Genomic DNA, 24265 nt, shown 5'->3' on the forward strand with positions numbered 1-24265 from the left:
GCGGACATCGGGATGAGAACGAGTACGCGGCGCGGCCGTGCGGTAATGCTCATCGGAAAATGCTGTCAGCTGAGTCGACTACACTGGATGCTAGCCAAAAACGAATGCGACCAGCCATGCATCGTAAGTTTACCTATCGAGGGCGGACGGGAAAAGCCCACCCAGTCTGGATTGCCGTGTGCATCGCCATCTTTCTGCTGCCTCCAGCGCTCTTTGCTCAGGACGAACAGTCGGGCATTGCCATTTCCACGTTCGAGCCGGGCGCACAGCTGCCGGCAGGCTGGAAGAACCTGCCGGTTGTGCGCGGCAAGCTCATGACGCAGTACACGCTCGTTCAGGACGACCACACTACCGTCCTGCAGGCAGACGCGAACCGCTCCGCATCTGCACTGATGCACGAAGGTAATATCGACCTCGTGCGAACACCCGTCGTGGCGTGGCGATGGAAGGTAGAGCGACCAATCGATGGTGCAGATAATCGCATCGCATCGAAGGAAGACGCGCCAGCACGACTGGTGTTCCTGTTTGACGGCGACACAAGCAAACTATCGTTTTTCGACCGGGCCAAGATGGACCTGGCAAAGCGTCTCGGTGGCGAAGATCTGCCCTATGCCACGTTGATGTATATCTGGTCGACCAGCGCTGCGCCGGGCACCGTCATCGCCAATCCTCACACGGACCGCGTACAGATGATCGTGGTCTCCGGTCTGTCCGCAGATGCGGGTCAGTGGCAAAGCCTGCGCCGCAACATCGTCCAGGACTACGAACGGGTCTTTCAGGAACCGCCGGGACGAATCAGCGGCTACGGACTGCTGACCGATACCGACAACACTGGCGCTTCGACACGCGCCTGGTACGGAGATGTCAAGTTCCTGCGCGGACACTGATAGAGCAACGCCGTCACACAAGCCGAGTCTGACAGTGCAATGCCCGGGACTGTCCTTCGGCGTTTTGGCTCAAACGGCAGTGGAGAGTAATTTCCCTGCATCAACGATTGCTTTGCGGGGCAAATCAGCGAGTAAGGCTGGCCGCCGGGAGACAGTCGCCCCGCGACCAAACGATCGTTATGCAGAGCTCGCGGCCACTGGTGGCCCTTTGGATTGCGGCATCAGTCGCAATCACATCTGCGCGAGCCATCGCCGATCACTCCCGCTTCGCTGTCGACGCCTTCGTCAGATGGGCCACTGGATTCAAAGGGCCCGACAAGTATGCTCCGACCGAGCGAAGCTTTGTCGTTACAACGCCGAATGCTCCTTCACTGCTTGGGTGAGTGTATCTGTTTCAGATTCGGAAAAAGCTGATCGCGTGCCGTCGGATTGTCGCGGTTCAGGGCAACCATGTCAGGGCGGGTCTCGCCTTCCCGGATCACCTGTAGCGCATTCCTTTCCATACCGTCGACGATCGCATCGGCTACGGAAGCTGCCCATTCACGCAAGAACCCCTGCTCAGGTCCGTGCGTGAAGCGCCCATGATGAGGTGTCGGTTGCACCGGTGTACACAGTGAAAACATGACCGCCGAAGTGATTTGACAATGCTCCGCCGGGGTCTCTTTCAGAGCGCAATGTCCCGGTAGTTCGAAGGGAACAGTGCACGTTTGGTCTCCTCGTCGTTGACTTTTTTGAACGCGTGGTCCTGTCCGACCGCACGTGCCCTTGCAACAGCGGGCCGCGCGTCGATGCGTTCGAACCAGGCGTTGAGATTCGGAAACGAAGCAAGCGGCAGATCTTCTCCCTTAAGAACGCGGCCCGCGCGATCGAGCCAACCCCAGGCCGAGATATCCACGATGGTGTAGTCGGCGCCGAGAAAGTATTCGCGTCCTGCCAGGTGGCGATCCAGCACCCGATAGTGCCGTTCAATTTCACGACGATAACGGTTCACCGCGTAGTCGAGGCCCTCCGGTGCGGCGTACTGGAAGTGAACGGCCTGGCCGGAGAACGGACCGACTCCGCTGGCAATGAACATCAGCCATGACAGAAGCTCAGCCCGCTCTCCGGGTGTGCCGAGGAACATGCCGGTCTTTTCGGCCAGATATAGAAGAATGGCGGTCGAGTCGAAAACGCGCGCTTCGGTCCCGCCGGGTCCCTCGGTATCGATGATGGCTGGCACTTTGCCGTTCGGATTAACCGCGCGAAATTCGGGCGTGTGCTGATCGCCTTTGCTTGTGTCGATCGGCACAACTTCGTACGGTAGGCCGGTTTCTTCGAGAAACAGCGCGACTTTTGCGGGGTTGGGCGTCGGATGGAAAAAAAATCGGATCATGAGGGGGCGCCTTTGTTGGTGGGTGAGTATGGGAAGAATGTACGACTGGTGTTACGGGCGCGGCCATCGCCGCTATGATTGCACCGAGCGCGATGATAGCAATAGCGACTCCGGCCGGCAGCGACAGATGTTCGTCGAGGATGGGCGCAGCGAGGACGGTGGCCATGATGGCGGCAGCCGCGCGCGAAACGGGCATGGCGTGCTCGATTGAACGCCACGAGCGCCACCTCACTCATGCACACACCTCAATAAACAGCCTGTATCAGCCACTCCGTCGCGGACGCCGAGGATATTTGGGAGAGGCTAAACAAAATGTAGGCTGGCAAATAAAGCGCGCTCAACTAAGCGCAGATCAACGAAGCCGATTTCAACGCCGTCAAATGGCTACGTCGGAACCAGAGGCGGGAGATTGCCGCAACTCAGCGCGGCGGGCACGAGGCAAAGAATGCCGAGTGGGTTGACGGATAGTATGCCGGTTGTATTGCTAGCCGTCAGTCCGACGAGGCCGACAACAATCGCAGCGTGACCTGTGAGGCGCGCCCGTCCGGGCGTTTCGCGCAGAGCCGCCCAACCGATGACGTCGGCAAATACCGGCATCAACGCGGGCGTGATGATCGACGCCAGCGCAGTCGAAGTGAGCCGTAAGCCGAATGCGACCGGCAGAACAAACGGCGCTCCCCACAGGACCGTGAAACAGAGTCCCTGCGTCCAGTCACGCCAACGCAGACTGCTGTGAGACAACAGCAATACCGGGATGAGAAGAACCGCTCCCGCCCCAAAACCTTAACGCGATGACATCCCCGACACGAAGCGAATGTGCCACCGTAAAGCGCGTGGCGACGAACCAGCCGCGAAGATCACAACGGCTAACGTTGCCCGACCGATGGCCGCCAGTCGTGTGTGCCGATACGATGCATCCGGGGCACTGGAGGGCAGGTGAGGCGTGGACCCGGTGTTCATCAATGACAGGTTGGCAGTGTGAGCCAAGGTTTTTATTCTGGAACGAGCGTCATAGGATATGGCGCGAAGACGGTGTCCGCCACGGGCCAACAGGCCGACGATGTTGCCCATTTGTTGGTACGTGTATTGGGGATGCGTGTGCTGCCGCGTACGCGGCCTGACCGCAGGCCGCTCGATGGCGTTCTGCGGGCGGCTCTGGAGCTGCTAGATGGCGGCATTGACGAAATCCTGCCGAACAGGGAAGAACGCGGTGATGTCGGGAATGAAGACGCGGCCAGGCGATGCGGTACAAAGACGGATTCGAAAGCCAGCATCAATGGCCCGGCTACCTGGCCAGGTACTTCCGGCGAGCCATTCGGCATGCGGATAGAGCGCGCTGGTCACAATCTGACATCACTGTTGGGCCGCAGCCATCCATCGGAGTTTTTCTATGCGTGCGCCATTCACGTAGGTCGCAGTGCGACTGTCATCAATACGGATTGAGCGGCTCGTCGAATTGCAGCAGGCGATCGTCCACTTGCAGGTCTTCGGCGCACTCTCCGTCTAAAGGCGGTTCGGTGCCTCCGAGCGGGAGCCGGCTTCGAACCATCTGGACCAAACGTTCGCGCACGAGAATACGTTTGGCCGTGTCAAACTGCGCGTAACGCTGAATTTGCGACTCCGAAAATCGCATAGTGAGCACGCATCTCGCGTCAAGTGTCGTGTCGCCATGTGATTCGATCACCCAGGACACCTGGATAAAAAATGTAGCACCGTCGTCATAACTGCTGATCGCGGGCGCCTTGGGAGACTCGAATAGCGTGGATAACGCCAGTTCGATTTCTTCAACTCGCTGGTTCAGGTCTATGTCTTCCATTGCGATCCTCCGTGCGGCCGAAGCCGCGTGTTGTAACGGCCACGCGAACTTGCCGCATAGTTGAACAGCTGCTCGCGTGGGCGCATGCCAGATCCAGCCCTTTGGCCGTGCTTTTGGCGGTCTGGCGCTCACTGCGAAGACGAAGCGCCGCTTGCCGCGGCACCCGGCGTAGTTGTTACCGCCGGCTCGCTTAACGTTGCGACAGGAAGACTCGCCGACGTGGCATCGCTCGTGCGGTTGGCCGCGTCGCTCGTGCCGGGGGTTCCGCTCAACCCTGCAGAATTGCTCATCACGCCGCTACTGCCGGAACTCATGGTGTCCTTGCTGTTGTCGTCCACTTTCTTGCAGCCGGTGCCCGCCGTTGCAAGCGCTGCGATCGACAGAATCAACAGGATGTGCTTAAGGTATTCATTCATCGCCCTCTCCGCTAAAAGGGGGACTCGCGTGCCCCATTTGTGCAAGCAGCAAGAAGCATGTCCGCACCTTTCGCCAGTCGACGCGGCGAGACGACTCGACAGACGCGTTCTGCTCGAATCGCGAACGTAAGTTCGACCCCGATCACTGGTTGAAACGCAGCATCGCCATGCTACCCGGTGAAGATCGAAGGTGCGGGTCCTATCGGCTATCGCACAACATTTGTTGGCGGCGTGCGCGACCGGATCCTGGTCAGTCAGATCGATAATCCTGAGGCGCGAAGCCATGCGCATCCGGACGCCATCCATGCGGAAATGGCGTCTTGTGAAGCACAGTTCATTTTTCATACGGATAGCAAAAATGGCGTCACGGGACCGTTCGAGCCTTTGGAAAACATCTCGCATGCTCTCTGTGGAACGAGGCCTGCTGTCCCAAGTTGTAGTGCCTAGGGAATTCGCCGTTGATCCGCTCGCCTTCACAGATGCGTAGCACAGCGGCGCTCCTTGTATTTCAGCCGTGAAGCGCAGTACGCATGTCAATTTTCAACACGTCACGCTGGCGGGCGGCTGGTAGTGGCCGCTGCTTCGACAACGCTTCCCAACGACGTCGCCCGGCAGCAGGTGTTTTCGCGTGCGTACGCTCGACTCAGTCCGCCCGGCGATTGCGATATAGAGTCGAGCCACCTGGTCTGCTGCAACAGGCGCCGGACACCGCTGCGGCCGGCGCATATCGCCATCACCGGTCGAGCCTCGTTGTTCACCCACGTCGCCTGATTCCACGGCGACGGTCTCCTGCCGGACTTCCCAATGAAGTCTCCGAGCAGACGTCCGCGCTAACTCCGCGATGTCGGGAGTCTGTGCGCACGACGGTGCTTTGCTGGTGTTCAGCTTAAGTGCATCAAGTGCTCGCACAATGCGTCAGCCCGACCTGGCGCGCATCGCGTATCACCTTATCGACAAAAACACCGAACGGCTCTGCCCGGATCAACTGCGGGCAACGGCGTGCCGGATAACGCTTCCGACAGTGAGACCTTGCCCGAGAATCGAAGAGACAACAACGCAGTATGTCAAGGCGAGAACGACATCCCGGCTTGGGCCGGCCGGAATTGACAGCGCCAGGGCCAGGGAAATACCGCCCCGTAGGCCGCCCCAGGTGAGCACCAGCCATGAGCCGGGCGGTAACCGGCCGACGCGGCCGAGCATCGCAACTGGCAGACCGACGGTTAGCAGTCGGGCCAGCAGGGCTACACCCGCGGCGATCGCGCCAGCAAGCACTAGCTGAACAGAGATCTGAATCAGCGTGACTTCGAGGCCAACCAGCACAAAAAGCACGGCATTGAGAATTTCGTCGACAAGCTCCCAGAACATATCTACATAATTCCGCGTTGTGTCGGACATCGCGTGCGCGCGCCCGCGATTACCGATCATGACTCCTGCCACTACCATGGCCAGCGGACCGGATACACGTAGATGGTTGGCGAGCGCATAGCCTCCTACGACGGCGGCTAAAGTAAGAAGCACTTCGACCTGATACTGGTCAACGGTCCTGAGCAGGCGGTAGGTCAGAAACCCCAGGCCCCAACCAAAAACCAGGCCACCACCGGCCTCCCTGGCGAACTCAATCAGGCCGGATTCCATTGACGGCATCACGCCGCTGCTCGCAAGTGTCAGCAATAGCGAGAACAGGACAACGCCGACGCCGTCGTTGAACAGCGATTCACCGGTGATAACAACTTCCAGGCTATCAGGCGCGCCGACAGACTTCAATATGCTCATCACCGCTACGGGATCAGTGGGCGAAATGAGCGCGCCGAAGAGCAGACTCCAGGGCAAGCTGAGGTGCACGCCGAATACCGGCAGCAGCAACCAGAGCGAAAACCCGATAGCCAGGGTCGACGCGATGGTGCTCAGCAGCGCGAGCGCGAGGATTTGCTTTCGGAAAGTGCGGAGCTTGCCAATGTCGACGTGCATTGCGCCTGCGAAAAGCAGCAGCGAAAGCAACCCCTGCAGCAGGACTTTGCCAAACTGAACAGAGCGGACAAAGTTTGCGTCGGCGATGCGCAGGCTGTGACCGATCCCCAGAGAATCGAGGCCGATGATGGCGAGCGACAATCCGAGCGCAGTTACCATCACGCCGATAGTCGTCGGCAGGTGCAGGAAGCGATGGTTCAGATACGCCAGCAGCGCCGTGGCGACCAGGCACACCGCAATGGTATCAAGCATCGTGGCTCGGTGCGGAGGGCAAAAATGATTTCACCCGCGTAATCATCGGGACGCGTCCAACGATCCGCTGCACTCCGGTAGTTCATCCATACGAAGCTCAATATTGGTCGTGTTGGCGCGATCCACATCATTTTAGCACTACGGATTACCCACCTTTGATGTGAGGTCACGCAGGACGTTCTTGTCATCCTCCAGATGCAAAACCAGTTCCGAGCGCCTCAAGGCAAGCGCGGCGTGTCTTTTAGCAGCCCTCGTGAAGTCGGGTCTGCCCTCCATGGCAAGTGTAGCAAGTGCTTTCTGTAGGCGCATGCCGACTTCGACGAGGGCCGCTCCGTCCCGGGCGATGGGGCCGAAGAAGTCGTCGAACATATCGTCAAGCTTCAGACCACGGACAAAGACGCGACTGCAGGCAGGTCTGGTTTGTGCCTTCGGATCATGGGGTTGCGCCCAGAGCGAGAGTATGCGGACGCCTCTACCGATGACGTCTATCGCGGTGCCCGGGTCGTTAACCGCCGGAGATAACGCGCGTGACGCGATCTCGGTCAGTACCGAGATGCCAAAGCGGGGATCCTGTTCGAATGACCGTCGAACGTCTATCGAGAAGGCGGTTCGAACGTCTTCATCGCTGGCAGTGGTGACGTTGATCACGCTCGCAAGACGTGTGCGCCGGTCCACGAAGCTGCCCGGCAGCACGTGCACAAAAATCGCGCCGTCGTCCTTGCCTGTCATCTTGCCCAGGGCCTGCATGTCAATATGCTGGACGTACCCGATCATCGCGGGATAAACATTTTTTGCATCAACGGGGACAGACATGGTTTCGCGCAGCTGGCTACCCCCGAGGAAGGGATGCTGGCGCCGCTCTTCGAGCGCCTGAACGGCAGCCTTTTCCACGCGATCGATGGTTTCACTCATACGCCCGAGTCGCGCGAGGTGATCGATCCACTTCAGTAGTGTGTAGACGATCAGCAGGATCACGCCGATGGTGACGGAAAACAGAACCACGCGACCATCCGTGCCATAAAGACCTGTACTCAAAGTGATGATGCCGACGAGGCTGAAGAGGAACGATCCGATGAAGGTTGCGAGAACGTTCTGGGTGGTGGAGTCTTCGACAAGGAGGGGTGTCGCGCGGGGTGTGATATTGGTTGTCGCAGATCCAAATGCAGAAACCATAATGTTCAGTGAGAACGTGGTGGCGGCTAGCATGCTGGAAGCGATGATGCCGAGAATGTTGTCGACCGCGTCCGCGCCAATTTTCGCCGAGACATGGGCTGGAATGTAGCCCTTAACACCTAGCGCCACGAGCGCCGTCGCGACACCAAGAATGGAAAAAAGGCTCGCACGAAACCAGAGTCGCCGGACAACCTGTTTCAGCATCCATTGCCATCGCGCACTCATCAATTCTCCCCGAATTGAAATCGAGCAAGCTTCACGCCGGGTAACAGACGGACATCGTCGGCGGTGTTGCCCCGGTGGATCATGGATGACGATCCTGTCCGTTTGTGCGGACACCGTTATCCGCCCGCTTCGTCATCAGTTCCCTCGAAATACTCGCCGGGCGTACTACTACCGCATTGGCATTGCCTTTCAGTAGCTCGAAGTGTGTCAGGCCGGCGTCACGCCAGAAGCGGATGTCAAACAACTGTTTCCCCACGCACAGCGATCTGAGCGTGATGTCTTCCAGCCATGGGGGCAGGCACGGGTCGATGTACAGTCTCTGGTTTGGGGCGTCAGGTTCCAGACCCAGCATGGCCTGCAGCATCGAAAAGACCGAACCTGCCGCCCACGCCTGCGGGACGTTTGCACCGAGGTACTGAACGGGGAAATTTGTTCCATCCCGGGACAGCCCCGCATACAACTCCGGCAACTGGTTCAGCGCGAAGAAAGACCCAGCGTCGCAAATCGCGCCCGCCACCTTTCCCGCTTCAGCCGAGAAGCCGTAGCGTTTGAGCCCTTGTGCAATCAGGCCGTTGTCGTGCGGCCACACCGCGCCCTTCTGGTAGGCGTAGGGATTATAGGCAGCATGGTTCTCCGATAGAGTCCGGATCCCCCAGCCGCTCCACATGTCGGGACTCAGCAGCCGGGATGCTACGCGGCGCGCGCGGTCCGCCGGCACGATGCCGGACCATAGACAGTGTCCCGGATTGGATGTCACGCTCATCACCCTGTTCTTCATGCCATCAAGGGCGAACGCATAAAACCCCGTACTCTCGTCCCAGAAAGCCTCGTTGAATTTCTGGAAGAGTTCGCCGGCCTTGATGCGGAGCGTATCGGCGCGCCCGTTCTCGCCGAGGAAGTCATAGATTCGTGCCATGCGGAGCCACGCGTCGTAGACATAGCCCTGCAGTTCACAGAGGGCTTTGGGGCCTTTGACGAGCGAGCCGTCAGGATAGACCAGCGCGTCGCCGGAATCTTTCCAGCTCTGATTTTCGAGCCCCGCCGACGACCGTGTTTCATACTCCTGGAAGCCGTCTCCGTCACGATCGCCAAACCGGTCGATCCATTCAAGACAACGCTCTGCAGTCGGCAGGTGCCGCGTAAGGAGTGTTTCGTCGCCCGTGCACATCCACGCGGTGTGTAGAGCGATCAGGTAGAGGGGCGTTGCGTCGGCCGTTCCGAAGTATGGAGTATGAGGAATGAGTTTTAGCGCGGCGAGCTCACCCAGGCGAAGCTCATGAAGGATCTTTCCGGGCTCAGCATCCCGGTAGTCATCACTTTCCGTCGCCTGCCAGACGCCCAGAACCTCGAGTGCCGCAGTCGAAAACCCAGGATGCACGAAGGACGTCTGCAATGAACTGATCAGGCTATCCCGACCAAACAGCGCGACAAACCAGGGCAGGCCCGCCGCTGCGACCGTCTGGGTTTCGTCGCCAGTCTGGACGGGCAGGCGAAGGGCGGCCATATCGTCGGTCGCCTGCTGGAAGAGATGCTGGAAGCGGTTGTTACTGCTCTCGAGCCTGAGTACGGTGTTCCGCCAGTCCGTCTGGTCCTGCTCATTCCCGGTGGGCCGGGTCGACCCGGAGCATTCTTCTGGCGCGGTGTACGTCTTCGGACCATCTGTGAGAGCGTAGCGCAGGCAACCGTGCCACTGTTCCGCGGCTTGCAGATCCACGTTAAACGTGATGCGCCCGTTGGCATACGCCGCAGGCGAATCTGCGCCCGACAGGGTAATGGTGAGCCTGCGCCCGAATGTCCCATTTACGTAACTCGTGACGAGTTGCTGTGCGGTTTCGTCCCACGCGGTCGCAATATGTCCGCGCCGCACGACCTTGCCTGATTTGACCTCAAAGAGATCCGCAAAGTCGCTTCGCACGGCAATCTCAAGATTAAAGCAGACGTGCGCGCCGCTGTGGTTGGTCACGTCGACGTCCTCGTGCAGACCGCCGCGGATATGTCGGGTTACGGAAAGCCCTAGCGTATGAGGCTCAATCCGGCCATCCCCAGTGAGGATCGCACGATTTGCAAGAAATACGCGGGCCTCGAAGGACCTCGTTGCGCCACCGTTGAGCAGTTCCCACGGTGTGCCGTCGGCGTAGATATTCCAGCTGCTGATGAGACGCGTGTCGAAAAAGAACAGGCCTTTTTCACCCGGGGACTGGATCGTGCCGTCCGGTTCGGTGAGCAGGACCGAATGGCCCTGATGGATCGCAATCTGGGGCGATCCGACCTTGATCTCCAGCGCCATCTGGTTTCCTCGCTTCGCTTGCATCCCCGCATGACCCGGCGGCACAACAGCACCAACAATTGGATCGGCTCTGGAAGTATCCCGCGGGACGCCTATCAAAAGTCCATCAGTAAAGGTTTATTAGTCGCGCACTAGTTGTGCGCGTAGGGCTTCACCAACATCATCTTCTTGCTCTTGTACATTTCGCGGACCTTCGCCATGAACATCGCCTTCGGCGCTTTTTTGCATTCCGCCACAACCTCATCGACGGGCTGGACGGTGTCGACCACAAGTCTATCCGTCTCTCTCACGCCGAGCCGGTCGACACCCGCAACCCAGTAGACCATCGCGGGCTGGTAGGCGGCGTCCATCGCGACGAACTCCTCACATTTCATCTTCGACGGACTCACCTCTGTCGGCGTTGCAGCGACAGATAATCCGGTGCAGGCCAGCATCACGCCAGGCAAAAGCGCAACAGCAATGATCTTCATGATGTCGTCCCGAGTCGTTCAGATGACGCTGTCGTGCAGCGTCGAAGTCCGCACTGTGCCACTGAAGACGCGAAACCGCACGGATAGGAACGTACGCGCATGAACCGGGCCTGCTGTACCGCGTCGCCTGACGATGCTCGAAGGACCGCCCCTGAACGGTCGTCGACGTAAGGAAGAAGCGCGCAATCATAAGGTCGCAGCGCATCCACTTCGGGCGGAATCAGTCGCCCGGGCGTAGAGCTGAAGCCGCCGCAAAGCGTTTGTATGGGAACAGTCCCGATCGGGATGGGTTCAGCCGGGGTGTGAGCCCGACCTGCAGGTCTGATCCGATTGGTCTCAGTTCACGATGTGCCGGCGAGGCGGTACAGACCTTCGCGAGCGACAGAACGATCGCCCGATATATAATTAGCTATCCCAACGTGGACGATAGGTAAAGCAAGTGCGCGGGCAATCCGTCGGTCCGTGCGTTCCCTCCGATGTGTGCCCACAATTCCAGATCGTTGCTCTCCTACAGCTCGCCGCGCGCAGCCAGCTCAACGATACGGTCTGCCGTGCGGCATGCGATCGCCTGAATGGTCAGCGAAGGGTTCACACCACCGACGGTCGGAAACACCGACCCATCGCATACCCATAGATTAGGTATATCCCAGCTTCGGCAGTCGGCGTTGACCACGCTGGTCGAAGGATCATCGCCCATGCGCGCGGTTCCCCCCAGGTGACAGGTGTCGTCGTTTTCGCGCCAGATTTCACTGCCTCCTGCAGCGCCGAGCGCCTGTTCCATGAAGTCCAGCGAATGTGCGATCAGCCGTTTGTCGTTGTCGCAGAATGAATACGTCACACGCGCCACGGGCAGACCGTACTGATCCTCTTCGTCGCTGAGCGTCACGCGGTTGCGTTCCTGCGGCAACGTTTCGCCGACAATCTTTAACCCGGCCTGATGGTTGTACTTCTGCATCTCGCCGGCCAGCGCCTCGCCCCACAGACCTCGACCGTTCTGTACGCCTGCCCAGCCGGCGGGCAACGGTCCCTGGCTCATGTAGCAGTAACCCCCGAAGAAATCCTTACCGGTATCCTTGTAATTCCAGTGTTCGGTGATCGCTAATGAAGGGGGCCCCTTGTACCAGCGGATTTCTTCGTCGAACGTGCCGTAGACGGCCTGATTCGACTGCACCATGAGATTCCTGCCGACCATCCCCGAACTGTTTGCAAGGCCGTCCGGGAAGCGCCCGGTCGCCGACATCAGCAGAAGACGCGGTGTTTCGATCGCATAGCCGGCCACTACAACGTGCTTCGCGCGCTGGAACTGCCAGCGGTCTTCGCGCAGATAGTTGACACCGGTTGCCCGTCCGGCGTCGTTCGTCGCGATGCGACCGACCATCGCCAGATCGCGGATCTCGGCACCGGCGCTCACCGCGCGGGGAATCCACGTGACCAGCGCGCTCTGTTTCGCGTTGGTTGCACATCCGGAGGTGCAGAAGCCGCGATACACGCACGGGTGCGCTTTGCCCCGTGGCGCCGACAGCGTCGCCAACGGGGTGGCTGTCCAGTCGATGCCTAGCGCCTCGGCGCCGCGCGCGAGCACGAGCGCCGCCGCGTTCAGTTCGTGCGCACGATATGGATAGCGGGGTCGTTTCGGCCCCCACGGGTAATGGACCGGACCGGAAATCTTCAAGGCGTCCTCGACCTGCGCGTAATAGCGCCACATCTCCCGCCAGTCGAGCGGCCAGTCCGCGCCATAGCCAAGCACACTGCGCGACCTGAACCACTCAGGACGGAAGCGCAGCGACACCATGGCGAAGTGCACAGTGCTGCCGCCAATGGCCTTGCCGCTGTTGTTGTTGCCGAGCCTGAGCGGGTTCTCACCGTCGCAGATGCGCTCGTCGGTCCAGTAGAGTTTCGCCTGATGGCTTTCGTCGGACGCGAATTCTTCGAGTGGTCGCCACCATGCACCAGCGTCGAATGCAACGACCTTGAAGCCCTGTTCCGCCAACCGGCAGGCGAGCGTCCCGCCGCCCGCACCTGTACCGACGATCGCGAAGTCCACCTCCTCGTCGTTCGGATACTCGCGCATCGGTACCCAGCCGCCCCGTTCGAAAACATCGGGAGCGCGGCCGTTCCTGCCGCGCGGATAGTGCAGAGCTTCATCGAGCACGCTGGTTCTCCTTGCGGGCCCCGGCTTCGTCGCCGGATTTCGCTTCAACAGCCTCCCACGGGTCGCGCCGGTCGTAATACACGCGCACGTAGCCGCGTGGATTGGCGGGGCCGCCGAAACCCATTTCGCTCCACGCGTGGGGGTGCGAGTAGTAGGCGTTACAGATGTCATGCAGCAGACGTTCTGCGAAGAAAAGTTTTGCAGGCATGCCGTTCCACGCATCGCTCGACAGGTGGCCACGTTGCATCGATTCGAGTAGGGCCATCTGGCTGGACTTTTCAACGCTGCTGAACGGCAACTCGTGACGTGCGCGGCTCTCGGCATCGAGTGCGGCGAGGCCTGTGCGCCATGCCTGCTGCAGAGGCGGCAGGCGTGCGTCACGGTAACCATCGCCAGTATTATTCGTGAGCTTCGCATCAAGCAACTGGGCGAGCGGCACCACCGGAAGCGCATCCGCCTGGGGCACGATGCATTTGCACAACGCGAGTACCGCGAGCCATTCGACGGCGTTAAAGAACTGTGGCTCAGATGGCGTAGCGAGGCGTTGTGCGATCACGGTACGGGTCGCTTCGTCCCATGACGGCGTGTCGCGCTTGTCGAGTACATCGTAGCCGGGGTAGCGGGTGGCTCTCGCCTTGCGGTTCGTATCGCTCATGTTTCGCTCTCTCTCAGACGCAGCGCTGCGAGGCCGGCTAGCGCCAGCGCAGAAAAGCTCGGCGGCGCGGGTAACGGCGGACCACTGAACAGGTTCTGACTCCAGTTGCGCCAACCGCCTTGCCGACGCGCAATCCCGCGCGCGTGGAAACCGGTGCCGACGAAACCGAGCGCCGTCGTGACCCGGAGCCAGAGCCGCGTGATCCAGCGCTCGCGGGGTACCGCGAGGGCCGCCTGGGCGAGCAGGGCGGCAGCGAGCGGCGGCACGATGACGGGAGCATACATCGCGCGATGCTGGAATGCGCCGCGAAAATGCAGTAGCGCGACTTCACCGACGGTGCCGATCAATCCCGCGCTGACCAGAAGCCCAAGTGCGCGACCGGCCGGCATGCCGAGCAATTGCGGATCGTGCGCGGGCTCGTCGCGCAACTGTTCGGCGACGGCGCCCAGTGCGCCGGAGAGCAACAGTGCCATCGGCGCGCCCACGGGCGCCGCATGAAACAGGTTGTTCCAGCTCCAGCCACCCGGCCGTTTCGTCACGTTGTAGAGATGAAATCCGGTTCCCGCAATGCCCGCGATAGCCGCGCCGAGATAGATCGCGTGACGTAGTTGATGCGTCTCCTGCCGGTGATCCCGGCCGCCATGCAGGCCGGCCAGCAGCGAAAGCGTCGCAGAGACGAGCGGTGTGTACATCGCGGGGTTGTCAAACGAGCCGCGATAGTGCTCCATCGCGCTGTCGGCGAGTACAGAGAGCGCAAGCAGCGCAGAACTGTGATTGAAGCGGCGGGCTACCTCGATGTGGGTCTGTACGCCGGATGGTCGAGGCGTGCGAAATAGTGTTCGTTGCGCGGGCGGCGGGGAGTCCGGGTTGCTGATAGCGCTGTTCGACGCGGAATTCGTCTTCAAGCCGACGGATTCGCGCCTCGCCGCGCGCGTTGCGAGCGCAGCCAAGGCTGCCGCTCCAGCCGCCGCACATACCAGCCCTGAAACTCGTTGAGCACTCATGTAAGTGGTTTCCTCGTCATTTGAGCTGGTACGCAACGGCGTCGCGAAACTTGAATTCGAGGCCGCAACCCGGGCGTGTCAGATCGGGCGAGATGGCGCCGTCGACTGCCCGCGGTGCACCGTCGAACAGCATCGACTCGATCCGTACGTGGTCGTGAAACCATTCCTGATGGCGCAGGCGCGGTGCCGCGCACGCAACATGCAGGTGCAACGCGGGCGCGCAGTGAGCCGACAACGGTATGTGGAAGGCGTCGCAGAGATCGGCGGCCTGCATGAATCCGCTAATGCCACCGCAGCGTGTCACGTCGGCCTGTAACACATCGACCGATTGAGCCGCCAGTAATCGCCGGAAGTCGTCGACCGTGTAGCCGTATTCACCTGCGGCGACCTCCATGCCGGCCGGCGCATGGTCACGCACGAAGCGCAAGCCCGCAGCATCGTCCGATGAGACTGGCTCCTCGAACCATTCAACCCGCTGCTCCGCGAAGCGTTGGGCCCATTGCAGCGCCGGCTGCGGTGTGAACGCGCCGTTGGCGTCCACGAAAAGCCCCGCATCGCCAATCGCCGCGCGCGCTGCCTTCACACGCGCGGGATCTTTCTCCGGCGCGGTTCCAATCTTGATCTTGACCCAGCGGCAGCCATCACGCCCGACCCAGCCGGCTAGCTGCTCGCGCATCTGTTTGTCGCTGTAGGTGGTGAAGCCGCCGCTGCCGTAAAGCAATACCGAATCGCGCGCCGCGCCGAGCAGTTGCACGAGCGGCACGCCGAGCAGTTTCGCTTTCAGGTCCCACAGCGCGCAATCAACCGCGGAGATTGCTGTGGCCGCCAGACCCGAGCGCCCGAGATTGCGTACCTGACGCTGCATGCGTTGCCAGATTGCGCGAATGTCCCACACGTCGCTGTGCAACACCCATTCGCCGAGGGTGTCCTGAATCAGCGCGACGACGCTTTTATCACTGTATGTGTAGCCGATTCCGGTCTGTCCGGCTGCGTCCGCTTCGACGACGATCAGCGTGGTCGCCTGCCACGCGAACGTGCCGTCCGCTTCCGGCGCGTCGGTCGGAATGCGGTAGGCGCTCGCGCGTAGTTCGGTTACGGGCGCGTGCGACGCGCCGTTTGCCAGGGTTCGATCTAGCATGTCGGCACGCTTACTTGTCGTGGTGACCCGGCAATATCGCGCCCAGCACCTGTTTGGCCGTTTCGACAATCACATTGCCTTCGTTCGGATCGCCTTTCAGCAACGTCGAGGCAAATGCCTTGGCCTGGGCCAGCGTAATGTGAGGCGGCAGCGGTGCGATATTCGGATCGGCTTTGACTTCGAGCACGACCGGGCGATCCGATGCCAACGCCTCGTCCCACGCCGCGCCCATCTGTTCGTCGTTGTCGACGTAGATCCCTTTCAGACCGATCAGCTCCGCGAATTTATGATACGGGACCGACGGAATATCCTGAGAGGCCTCGAATTTCGGATCCCCTTCCATGACCCGCTGCTCCCACGTGACCTGATTCAGATCCTGGTTATTCAGCACCATGCAGATCCAGCGCGGATCGGCCCAGTCTTTCCAGTACTTCGAAACGGTGATCAGTTCGGCCATATTGCTCATCTGCATCGCACCGTCGCCGATCAATGCGATGACCGGGCGCCCGGGGAAGGCAAACTTGGCGGCGATTGCATAAGGAACCGCTGCCCCCATTGACGCGAGGCCGCCCGACAGCGAGCACATCATGCCGCGTTGCACTTTGAGGTCACGCGCATACCAGTTCGCGCAGGAACCGGAGTCGCTGGTGACGATCGAGTCCGCCGGAATCCGCTTCGACAGCTCCCACACCGTGCGCTGCGGATTGACCGCGTGCTCACCAGGTACATGCGCTCGCTCGTCGAGCGTCTTCCACCACGCTTCGGTCCAGCCTTCGATCTTCTTGCGCCAGCCGCGGTCCTGCTTCTCATTGAGCAGTGGTAGCAGGGCACGCAGGGTTTCAACACTGTCGCCCACCAGATTGACTTCCATCGGATAGCGCAGGCTGAGCATGTCGGCCTTGACGTCGATCTGTATGCCGCGCGCCGCGCCTTCCTTGGGCAGAAATTCCGAATAGGGAAAGCCCGACCCGATCATCAACAACGTGTCGCACTCCATCATCAGGTCATAACTCGGCTTGGTGCCCAGAAGTCCGATCGAACCTGTGACCCAAGGTAGATCGTCCGGTAACACGGCCTTGCCAAGGAGGGCCTTTGCGACGCCCGCGCCGAGCTTTTCGGCGACGGCAATCACTTCGTCGGTTGCGTTCAGCGCGCCCGCGCCGACCAGGATCGCGACTTTCTTGCCGGCGTTGAGGATGTCGGCGGCTTGCTGCAGATCGTCGGGATAGGGTATGAGACGCGGCGCGCGATAGCCGACGCCAGAGTGCAGTGTGCCGTGTTCGCGCGTTGGTGCTTCATAGGGCAGATCCTGCAGATCGTTGGGCAGGATGATGGCGGTAACTTTGCGTTCGGAAAGCGCGGTGCGAATAGCGCGATCGATCAGGTGACGCACCTGGGCGGGTACGGAGGCCTGCTCGACAAAGGCGCCGGCAACATCCTTGAACATCGAGACGAGATCGAGCTCCTGCTGGAAGTGGCCGCCCATTGCCGCACGGGCCTGCTGACCGGTAATCGCGAGCACGGGCATGTGGTCCATTCTGGCGTCGTACAGCCCAGTGATCAGATGTGAGGCGCCAGGGCCCGAGGTCGCGATGCAGACACCCAGTTCGCCCGTAAATTTTGCGTGGGCCGACGCCATGAAAGCCGCCATTTCCTCGTGCCTGACCTGAACGAATTCGATGGGTTGCGTTGGATGGCCGGATGTCGTTTTTCCAGCCTTGGACTGCGCGCGATTCAGCGCACCGAAAACGCCGTTGATACCGTCGCCCGGATAGCCATAGATACGATAGATTCCCCAGGCACGGAGTCGCTCGATAAGAAAGTCGCCGACAGTTTGTGACATTGAAAGCTCCTGAAAGCAAGACGCAATGAGTGCGCGCGGCGTCTGCCACAAACAGCAGGAGTTGCTTCGCACGAGAAACGCTATCTGGCTATGACGACGCAAGCCGTGTTCCGCGTTCTTGCGAACAGTAAACTTCGGATTGAGCGCAAGGACTGTCTCAAGGACTGTCTTCCAATTTTGTGCCGATTGGCTCTGTTAAAAATACGGGTTCGGTGCACGGCTAACGGGAATGGAAACTGCTGTTCTTCTCACTGTGCGGGCGACGTCTTTCAGTGGCGTTCGCGGAAATCATCAACCGGTCGACCTTCCCCACGGGCTGCCCGTTGAATCGGGGAATGTTATGGGCAAGGTTGTGGTAGTGACAGGCGCGGGTGCGGGCGTCGGGCGGGCCGCCGTGACGGAGTTTGCCCGGCACGGGTATGACGTTGCCTTGCTCTCGCGCGACCAGGTGCGGCTCGATCGCGCGGTCGCAGATCTGCAAGCCACTCACCACGTGCGCGCGTTGGGGATCCCGACGGATGTAGCGGACGCCGAGGCCGTGGAAGCAGCAGCTTTGCGTATCGAGGAGGCACTCGGACCCATCGACGTCTGGGTGAATGTCGCGATGGCTACTGTGTTCGCGCCAGTCTCGAAGCTCACGGCGCAGGAATTCGAACGCGGCACTCGTGTGACATACCTTGGACAGGTTCACGGCACCATGTCCGCGCTTTCCCGGATGCGGACACGCAACCGCGGCACAATCGTTAATGTCGGCTCCGCGCTAGGCTATCGCTCCGTGCCTCTCCAGTCGATCTATTGCGGCGCCAAATTTGCGATCCGCGGCTTCACGGATGCCTTGCGCTCCGAGATTATTCATGACCGTCTGGACGTGCATCTGACGATGGTGGATCTGCCGGCGTTGAACACGCCGCAGTTCGACTGGGCCCTGAACAAGATGGGAAAGAAGGCACAGCCGGTCGCCCCGATCTATGAACCTGAAGTGGCTGCGCGCGCCATTTTCTTCGCCGCAACTCATCGGCGACGACAGGTATGGGTCGGCTTTCCAACGGTGAAAGCGATTCTCGCGAATCGCATCGCGCCGGGTCTGATCGACAGATATCTGGCCAGGGTGGGATATGAAGGCCAACTGACCAATGAGCCGCTCGAGCCCGACGCACCGAACAATCTGTTCGAGCCGGTATCGGGAGACTACGGCGCGCATGGGCGATTCGATAATCGGTCAAAAGCGCGTAGCTGGGAAATGTTTACAGACAGGCACCGTAACGCGTTCTGGGCGCTGGTTGGCGTCGGGCTGGTTGGTGTTGGCGCGCTGATCCAGAAGAAAAGAAAGGCGTGAGCCGGGGCGACTCGTAAACCGGTGGAATGGGCTAGTCGGGAATTGCGATACCGTTTCCGGGAGAGTGTTTTTCGTAGTTGGGCAACGCGGGACAACGTGGGGCAAGGCGGATCATCGTGAGCAAGCTGATTGAAGACTATGCGCTTCTGGGTGACGGCGAGACGGCAGCACTGCTGGCGGCGGACGGTTCAATCGACTGGTTGTGCTGGCCACGTTTTGACGATGATGCCTGTTTCTCCGCCCTGCTCGGAAAGGACGAGAACGGGCATTGGTCGCTCGCGCCTGTCGGTGCCGTCACTGCTCGCAGTCGACGTTACCAGGAGGACACGCTCGTCGTGGAAACGGACTTTCAGACCGCGCACGGCGAGGTGCGGGTCATCGATTTCATGCCCGTGCGAAAGACATTTTCATCGATCGTACGCATCGTGGTCGGGTTACGTGGCGTGGTGAACATGCGCAGCACGCTGCGCCTGCGTTTCGACTACGGCGCCTTGCCGCCGTGGAGCGCAACTGATGGGGATGCCATGGTTGCAAAGGTCGGACCCAATCTGGTTATCCTGCGCGCGCCGGTCAGACTAGCTGTAAAGCCGGATTCAACAGAAGCTGACTTCGAGGTGGGCGCCGGAGACCGCGTCGCGCTGGTCATGAGCTACGGCCGTTCGAAGGATGGGCCGCCCGTGCCAGTCGACGCAGAATCGGCGCTTGTGTCTACCCAACGGTTCTGGCTCGACTGGATTGGTCGTTTCGAGAACGCCAAAACCGACTGGCCGGCTGCGGTGCGTCGCTCACTGATTACGCTGAAAGCACTGATCCATCAGGACAGCGGCGGCCTTGTCGCCGCGCCGACGACGTCGGTGCCTGAAGCGGCCGGCGGCAGCATGAACTGGGACTATCGTTACTGCTGGTTGCGTGATGCGAGCTTTACGCTCGCGGCGTTACTGAACGCCGGTTATCACGAAGAGGCTCAAGGCTGGCGCAACTGGCTGCTGCGTGCGATTGCCGGTTCACCTGAGAATTTGAGAATCATGTACCGGGTCGATGGCTCACGCCATCTGCCCGAATGGAGCGTGGATGCGCTCCCGGGTTATCGTTTTGCAAAGCCGGTCAGGGTCGGCAACGCCGCGTCCACTCAGCATCAGCTCGACGTGTACGGTGAAGTGCTGGACTGTCTGGACCTCGCTCGCCGGGGTGGGGTGCCGGCGTCCGAGCAGGAATGGGTCGTCGAGCAGCGGCTCGTCGAGCACCTCGAAGCTATCTGGCAAACCGAGGGGTCCGGGGTGTGGGAGTCCCGCGCAGAACCACGCCACTACACCTATTCAAAGGTGATGGTGTGGGTAGCATTCGACCGTTTTATCCGACGCCACGAGACGCGAAGCGAGGCCAAATGCGACACGCTCGACCGCGTTTTAGCGCTACGTCAGACCGTCCACGATCAGGTGTGCAGGGAGGGATGGAATGAGGGGCTCGGTACGTTCACCCAGTATTACGGTGGTCACGAACTCGACGCAAGCCTGCTCCTGCTTCCGCTTGTGGGTTTTCTGCCGGCTGACGATCCGCGCATGGCGGCGACCATCGCGATGATCCAGCGGGAGCTCTCGGAGGACGGGCTGATCCGGCGGACGAAGGCGCGCGCGGGTCGCCCGAGCGAGGGAGCGTTTCTCGCATGTTCATGCTGGATGGCCGACTGCCTCAATCTGCAGGGCCGCAACGAAGAAGCGCGGGCTCAACTGGAGCGCGTACTTGCTGTGAGTAACGATCTTGGACTACTGTCCGAGGAATACAACGTCGAAGGCAAACATCTCGCGGGAAATTTTCCGCAGGCACTGACCCATCTTGCCGTCATCAATACGGCGCTCAGCCTCTGTGGTCCGACGCTTAACCGGGGTGGCAGCTGACATTCGGTGCTCATTGGCCGCGAAGCGGCGCAGCTATCCGATACGCGAGCCGATGCAGCCCAAAATCAGGAGTATTTTCATGCTGGATAAAACGCCAACAGATCCTTCCGCCCCGGCGGCTCCCGACACCAGTCCTTTGCCGCACCCCGTTTCTTACCCGATGCTGGCGGGTCAGCCGGCACTCGTGACCGGCGCGAATTCCGGCATCGGCAAGGCTGTCGCTCTCGGGCTTGCCCGCGCCGGCGCGGACGTGGTCGTCAACTATGTGGTCGACCCGGAGGCAGCGGAAGACGTCGCTCATCAGATCGAAAGCCTTGGCAGGCGCGCGATCGCGATCCAGGCGGATGTCAGCGACGAAGAGCAGGTGCAGGCCATGTTCACTCACGCGATTGACCATTTCGGCACGCTTCACATCGTGGTCAGTAACGCGGGTCTGCAGCGCGACGCTCCGTTTGACAGGATGACACTGGAGCAGTGGAATACGGTGATCGGAGTGAACCTCACCGGCCAGTTCCTCTGTACGCGAGAAGCGGTAAGGGAGTTCAAGCGGCGCGGCGTCGACGACGCGGTATCGGTTGCTGCCGGAAAAATTCTCTGTATGAGCTCTGTCCACCAGGAAATCCCATGGGCGGGTCATGCCAACTACGCTGCATCGAAAGGCGGTGTCATGCTACTGATGAAAAGGCTCGCCCAGGAGGTCGCGCCTTACCGCATTCGTGTCAACAGTATTGCGCCGGGCGCGATCCGCACGCCGATCAACACTTCCGCGTGGACTACGCCTGCAGCCTATGCCGACCTGATGACGCTGGTTCCCTACAAGCGTATCGGCGAACCAGACGACGTCGCGCAGGCTGCGGTCTGGCTTGCGTCCGACGCGGCCGATTACGTCACGGGGGCAACGCTTTTTGTGGATGGTGGCATGACGCTGTACCCGGGCTTTGCGACGGGGGGCTGAGTCAGACTGATGATTTGTAGTTCTGAACGCGGATAGGCAGGAGCGTCGCCCTTGAGTGGCGAATAGTGGCGAGCTCCCTTACGCTCGCCATTACTCGCCTAGTCGACGATCCTCACCGGGATCGACTTTGCTGCGGGCACCTTGCTTTCCTTTGCGTAGTGCCATAGCGGCAGTAAAGGATTGCATTCCGGGTAGTATCCTCCTACGCACCCGGCTGGCACGTCGTAGCGCACCACTTTTAATCCGGTCACCCGACGCGTTACACCGTCGCCCGCAACAGTTTCCACGGTCACCTCCTGATCCGGTGACAGGCCGAGGCGGTCGATGTCGCGTTCGTTCATCAACAGCACCATCCGACTACCGTGGATCCCACGAAAGCGGTCGTCCAGGTTGTATATGGTCGTGTTGAACTGGCTATCGCTGCGCAAGGTGAACAGTCGCAACGTATCCGCCTGGAAAGTGGTCATATCCGGGTCTTCGGCAAGCGACGTGGGGACAAGGAATTCGGCTTTGCCGCTCGCGGTTTCCCATTTTCGCCCGGCCGCGGGTATTGGTCGATGAAATCCACCCGGCGTCCACATGCGCTCATTGAAGTCGTGAAAAATCGACGGATATGTTTCTGCAATTGCGTCCCGGACTAACGCATAGTTGTCGGCCCACGCGGTCCAGTCGACAGTAGAGTCCTGTCCCAGCGTCGCTTGGGCGATCCCTGCAACGATCGCCTGCTCGGACATCATCGTTTCGCTCGCGGGCTTTGCAACGCCGCGGGAACCATGCATGCAGCCCGTGCTGTCTTCCATTGAAACGGCCTGCGGGTGGCCAGCACGCACGTCAATCTCAATCCTGCTCAGACAGGGAAGAATATAGGAGATCGCGCCATGAATTAAATGGCTGCGATTGAGCCTGGTCGTTACGCTGACGGTCAATCTGAGGTTGCGCCAGGCGGGTTCGATCACGAAGCGGTCCGGTACAGACCGGACCAGATTTCCCCCTAGCTGGAAAACCGCGCCCACCTTACCCGCGACAATTGCTTCGCAAGCCTCCACCGTATTGAATCCCTTCTTACGTGGTGGCTCAAACCGATACTGTTCCGAAAGCTTGTCGAGAGGCGCCAGTTCAGGTTTCTCAGTGATGCCAACGGTTCTCTGGCCCTGAACATTCGAGTGGCCCCGCACCGGCGATGGGCCAGCACCGGGCTTCCCGATATTACCCCGGAGTAGCAACATGTTCATCAGCATGTGTACATTCTGGACCCCCATCCTGTGCTGGGTTAGACCCATGCCATAATTCGCGATGACCGCGTTTGCGCGACTGTACTCGATGGCGGCCTCAGTGAGCGCTTCGCGGGTAAGTGCACTCATGGTTTCTATTTCTGTCCATTCGGTGTTCCGGATGAAGGTCGCGAACTCGCCAAAGCCCAGTGTGTGCTGCTGGATAAACGCAACATCCAGCAACCGGGGTTTGCCCATGGCGGTTGCCTGGTCATCCGCCTCCAGCAAGGCCTTGCAGATGCCGGCAATCGCCGCGCTGTCACCGCCTACTTTCACCTGATGGTATTGCGTACTGATCTGCGTGGAGCCAGGAGTCAGCATCTCGACGGGGGACTGGGGATTGACGAAGCTGACAAGGCCGGGCTCGCGAAGCGGGTTAAAGGTGATGACCGGTACGCCGCGTTTGCGCGCGTCCTGCACCGGGTGGAGCATCCGGGGGCTGTTTGTACCGACGTTCTGGCCGAAAAAAAATATGAGATCGGTCTTCTCGAAGTCTTCCAGTGTGACTGTTCCCACACCGACGCCGATCGCCTGTGTTAGACCAACGCTGGTGCTCTCGTGGCACATGTTCGAGCTGTCAGGCAGATTATTCGTGCCATACATGCGCGCAAACAGCTGATACATGTACGAGGTTTCGAGCGACGCCCGTCCCGAGGTGTAGAACACCGCAGAATCCGGATCGAGGGCTTTGAGTTCGCTGCTGATTTCGTCGAACGCCTGTTGCCACGTCACTTCAACGTACTTGTCCGTCGCTGGGTCCCACCGGAGTGGAGTCGCGACTCGCCCCGCTTCCTCGAGCTCGTGATCGTGCCACTCATTGAGTTCTGTGACGGTGTGCTGGCGTAAAAAATCCGGGGCGACACGCTTCGCTGTCAGGTCCCATGCGGTCGCCTTCGCACCGCTTTCACAGAACTCGAACGTATGAGGGTCCTTGGGTTTCGCCCACGAGCAACTCACGCACATGAACCCGTCCGGTTTATTCTGATGCATGAGTACCCGACTGCCGTCGATTGCGACGTGCTCCTGAAGAAGAATGCCAGTCACTGCCTTGAGAGATCCCCACCCTCCAGAGGCATTTTTGTATGCGTCGGATTGTTTGTGCGATGTCATGAGCAGCTCCTTGAATGGTTAATCCTTTCGCAAGAGGTAT

20 protein-coding genes and 1 pseudogene are annotated in these 24265 nt (G+C 60.3%); 6 read left to right on the forward strand and 15 right to left on the reverse strand.

Annotation, left to right across the window (positions count from 1 at the left end):
* Positions 1-116 precede the first annotated feature (116 nt).
* A complete protein-coding gene (locus tag ABQJ48_RS26910; RefSeq protein ID WP_367841047.1) occupies positions 117-887 on the forward strand; it encodes a DUF3047 domain-containing protein in 771 nt (256 codons plus the stop codon).
* A gap of 368 nt (positions 888-1255) precedes the next feature.
* On the opposite strand, the gene ABQJ48_RS26915 is transcribed toward ABQJ48_RS26910, so the two are convergent.
* The 3 genes and pseudogenes from ABQJ48_RS26915 to ABQJ48_RS26925 form a co-directional block, all read right to left on the reverse strand.
* Positions 1256-1435: a hypothetical protein gene (locus ABQJ48_RS26915; RefSeq protein ID WP_367841000.1), complete on the reverse strand. Its 180-nt coding sequence runs from the start codon at positions 1433-1435 to the stop codon at positions 1256-1258.
* 116 nt (positions 1436-1551) lie between these two features.
* The gene (locus ABQJ48_RS26920) at positions 1552-2259 is read right to left on the reverse strand and encodes a glutathione S-transferase family protein (protein ID WP_367841001.1); all 708 of its coding nucleotides are present in this window, start codon (positions 2257-2259) and stop codon (positions 1552-1554) included.
* A 384-nt stretch (positions 2260-2643) separates the two neighbouring features.
* Positions 2644-3027 (reverse strand): annotated as a pseudogene (locus ABQJ48_RS26925) (EamA family transporter); the annotation flags it as partial.
* Between the two features lie 210 nt (positions 3028-3237).
* Here ABQJ48_RS26925 and ABQJ48_RS26930 point away from each other — a divergent pair.
* The gene (locus ABQJ48_RS26930; protein WP_367841002.1) at positions 3238-3702 is read left to right on the forward strand and encodes a hypothetical protein; all 465 of its coding nucleotides are present in this window, start codon (positions 3238-3240) and stop codon (positions 3700-3702) included.
* On the opposite strand, the gene ABQJ48_RS26935 is transcribed toward ABQJ48_RS26930, so the two are convergent.
* Together ABQJ48_RS26935 and ABQJ48_RS26940 are read right to left on the reverse strand one after the other, a co-directional pair.
* On the reverse strand, positions 3689-4075 hold the full coding sequence (locus tag ABQJ48_RS26935) for a DUF3022 domain-containing protein (protein WP_367841003.1): 387 nt from the start codon (positions 4073-4075) through the stop codon (positions 3689-3691). The two genes, ABQJ48_RS26930 and ABQJ48_RS26935, sit on opposite strands and share 14 nt — an antisense overlap.
* Before the next feature lie 128 nt (positions 4076-4203).
* Positions 4204-4491: a hypothetical protein gene (locus ABQJ48_RS26940; protein ID WP_367841004.1), complete on the reverse strand. Its 288-nt coding sequence runs from the start codon at positions 4489-4491 to the stop codon at positions 4204-4206.
* Positions 4492-4668: 177 nt separating this feature from the next.
* Between ABQJ48_RS26940 and ABQJ48_RS26945 the strand changes: the two genes are divergently transcribed.
* Complete coding sequence (locus ABQJ48_RS26945; protein WP_367841005.1) at positions 4669-4938, forward strand: hypothetical protein; 270 nt, start codon at positions 4669-4671, stop codon at positions 4936-4938.
* Between the two features lie 534 nt (positions 4939-5472).
* Here the strand turns inward: ABQJ48_RS26945 and ABQJ48_RS26950 are convergent.
* The 9 genes from ABQJ48_RS26950 to ABQJ48_RS26990 all read right to left on the reverse strand — a co-directional run bounded on the left by ABQJ48_RS26950 (position 5473) and on the right by ABQJ48_RS26990 (position 17658).
* The gene (locus ABQJ48_RS26950; RefSeq protein WP_367841006.1) at positions 5473-6711 is read right to left on the reverse strand and encodes a cation:proton antiporter; all 1239 of its coding nucleotides are present in this window, start codon (positions 6709-6711) and stop codon (positions 5473-5475) included.
* A 138-nt stretch (positions 6712-6849) separates the two neighbouring features.
* Positions 6850-8109, reverse strand: coding sequence for a DUF2254 domain-containing protein (locus ABQJ48_RS26955; RefSeq protein ID WP_367841007.1), 1260 nt, complete (start codon positions 8107-8109; stop codon positions 6850-6852).
* A 79-nt stretch (positions 8110-8188) separates the two neighbouring features.
* Positions 8189-10396, reverse strand: coding sequence for an amylo-alpha-1,6-glucosidase (locus tag ABQJ48_RS26960; protein WP_367841008.1), 2208 nt, complete (start codon positions 10394-10396; stop codon positions 8189-8191).
* A gap of 131 nt (positions 10397-10527) precedes the next feature.
* A complete protein-coding gene (locus ABQJ48_RS26965; RefSeq protein ID WP_367841009.1) occupies positions 10528-10866 on the reverse strand; it encodes an HdeA/HdeB family chaperone in 339 nt (112 codons plus the stop codon).
* Positions 10867-11374: 508 nt separating this feature from the next.
* Positions 11375-13018, reverse strand: coding sequence for a GMC family oxidoreductase (locus ABQJ48_RS26970; protein ID WP_367841010.1), 1644 nt, complete (start codon positions 13016-13018; stop codon positions 11375-11377).
* Positions 13008-13673: a gluconate 2-dehydrogenase subunit 3 family protein gene (locus ABQJ48_RS26975; RefSeq protein ID WP_367841011.1), complete on the reverse strand. Its 666-nt coding sequence runs from the start codon at positions 13671-13673 to the stop codon at positions 13008-13010. The genes ABQJ48_RS26970 and ABQJ48_RS26975 overlap by 11 nt, the downstream gene beginning before the upstream one ends.
* Positions 13670-14677, reverse strand: coding sequence for a hypothetical protein (locus ABQJ48_RS26980; protein WP_367841012.1), 1008 nt, complete (start codon positions 14675-14677; stop codon positions 13670-13672). The genes ABQJ48_RS26975 and ABQJ48_RS26980 overlap by 4 nt, the downstream gene beginning before the upstream one ends.
* Before the next feature lie 16 nt (positions 14678-14693).
* On the reverse strand, positions 14694-15815 hold the full coding sequence (locus ABQJ48_RS26985) for an enolase C-terminal domain-like protein (protein ID WP_367841013.1): 1122 nt from the start codon (positions 15813-15815) through the stop codon (positions 14694-14696).
* 10 nt (positions 15816-15825) lie between these two features.
* Positions 15826-17658, reverse strand: a complete 1833-nt coding sequence (locus ABQJ48_RS26990) for a thiamine pyrophosphate-requiring protein (protein WP_367841014.1) — start codon at positions 17656-17658, stop codon at positions 15826-15828.
* Positions 17659-17998: 340 nt separating this feature from the next.
* Between ABQJ48_RS26990 and ABQJ48_RS26995 the strand changes: the two genes are divergently transcribed.
* From ABQJ48_RS26995 to ABQJ48_RS27005, 3 genes are all read left to right on the forward strand, one after another.
* Positions 17999-18994, forward strand: coding sequence for an SDR family oxidoreductase (locus ABQJ48_RS26995; RefSeq protein WP_367841048.1), 996 nt, complete (start codon positions 17999-18001; stop codon positions 18992-18994).
* 116 nt (positions 18995-19110) lie between these two features.
* Complete coding sequence (locus ABQJ48_RS27000) at positions 19111-20889, forward strand: glycoside hydrolase family 15 protein (protein ID WP_367841015.1); 1779 nt, start codon at positions 19111-19113, stop codon at positions 20887-20889.
* 160 nt (positions 20890-21049) lie between these two features.
* Positions 21050-21844: an SDR family oxidoreductase gene (locus ABQJ48_RS27005; RefSeq protein ID WP_367841049.1), complete on the forward strand. Its 795-nt coding sequence runs from the start codon at positions 21050-21052 to the stop codon at positions 21842-21844.
* Positions 21845-21942: 98 nt separating this feature from the next.
* On the opposite strand, the gene ABQJ48_RS27010 is transcribed toward ABQJ48_RS27005, so the two are convergent.
* Positions 21943-24225, reverse strand: coding sequence for an FdhF/YdeP family oxidoreductase (locus ABQJ48_RS27010; RefSeq protein ID WP_367841016.1), 2283 nt, complete (start codon positions 24223-24225; stop codon positions 21943-21945).
* Positions 24226-24265 lie beyond the last annotated feature (40 nt).

The sequence above is a fragment of the Paraburkholderia suaedae genome (assembly GCF_040812055.1).
Classification (GTDB): Bacteria; Pseudomonadota; Gammaproteobacteria; order Burkholderiales; family Burkholderiaceae; genus Paraburkholderia.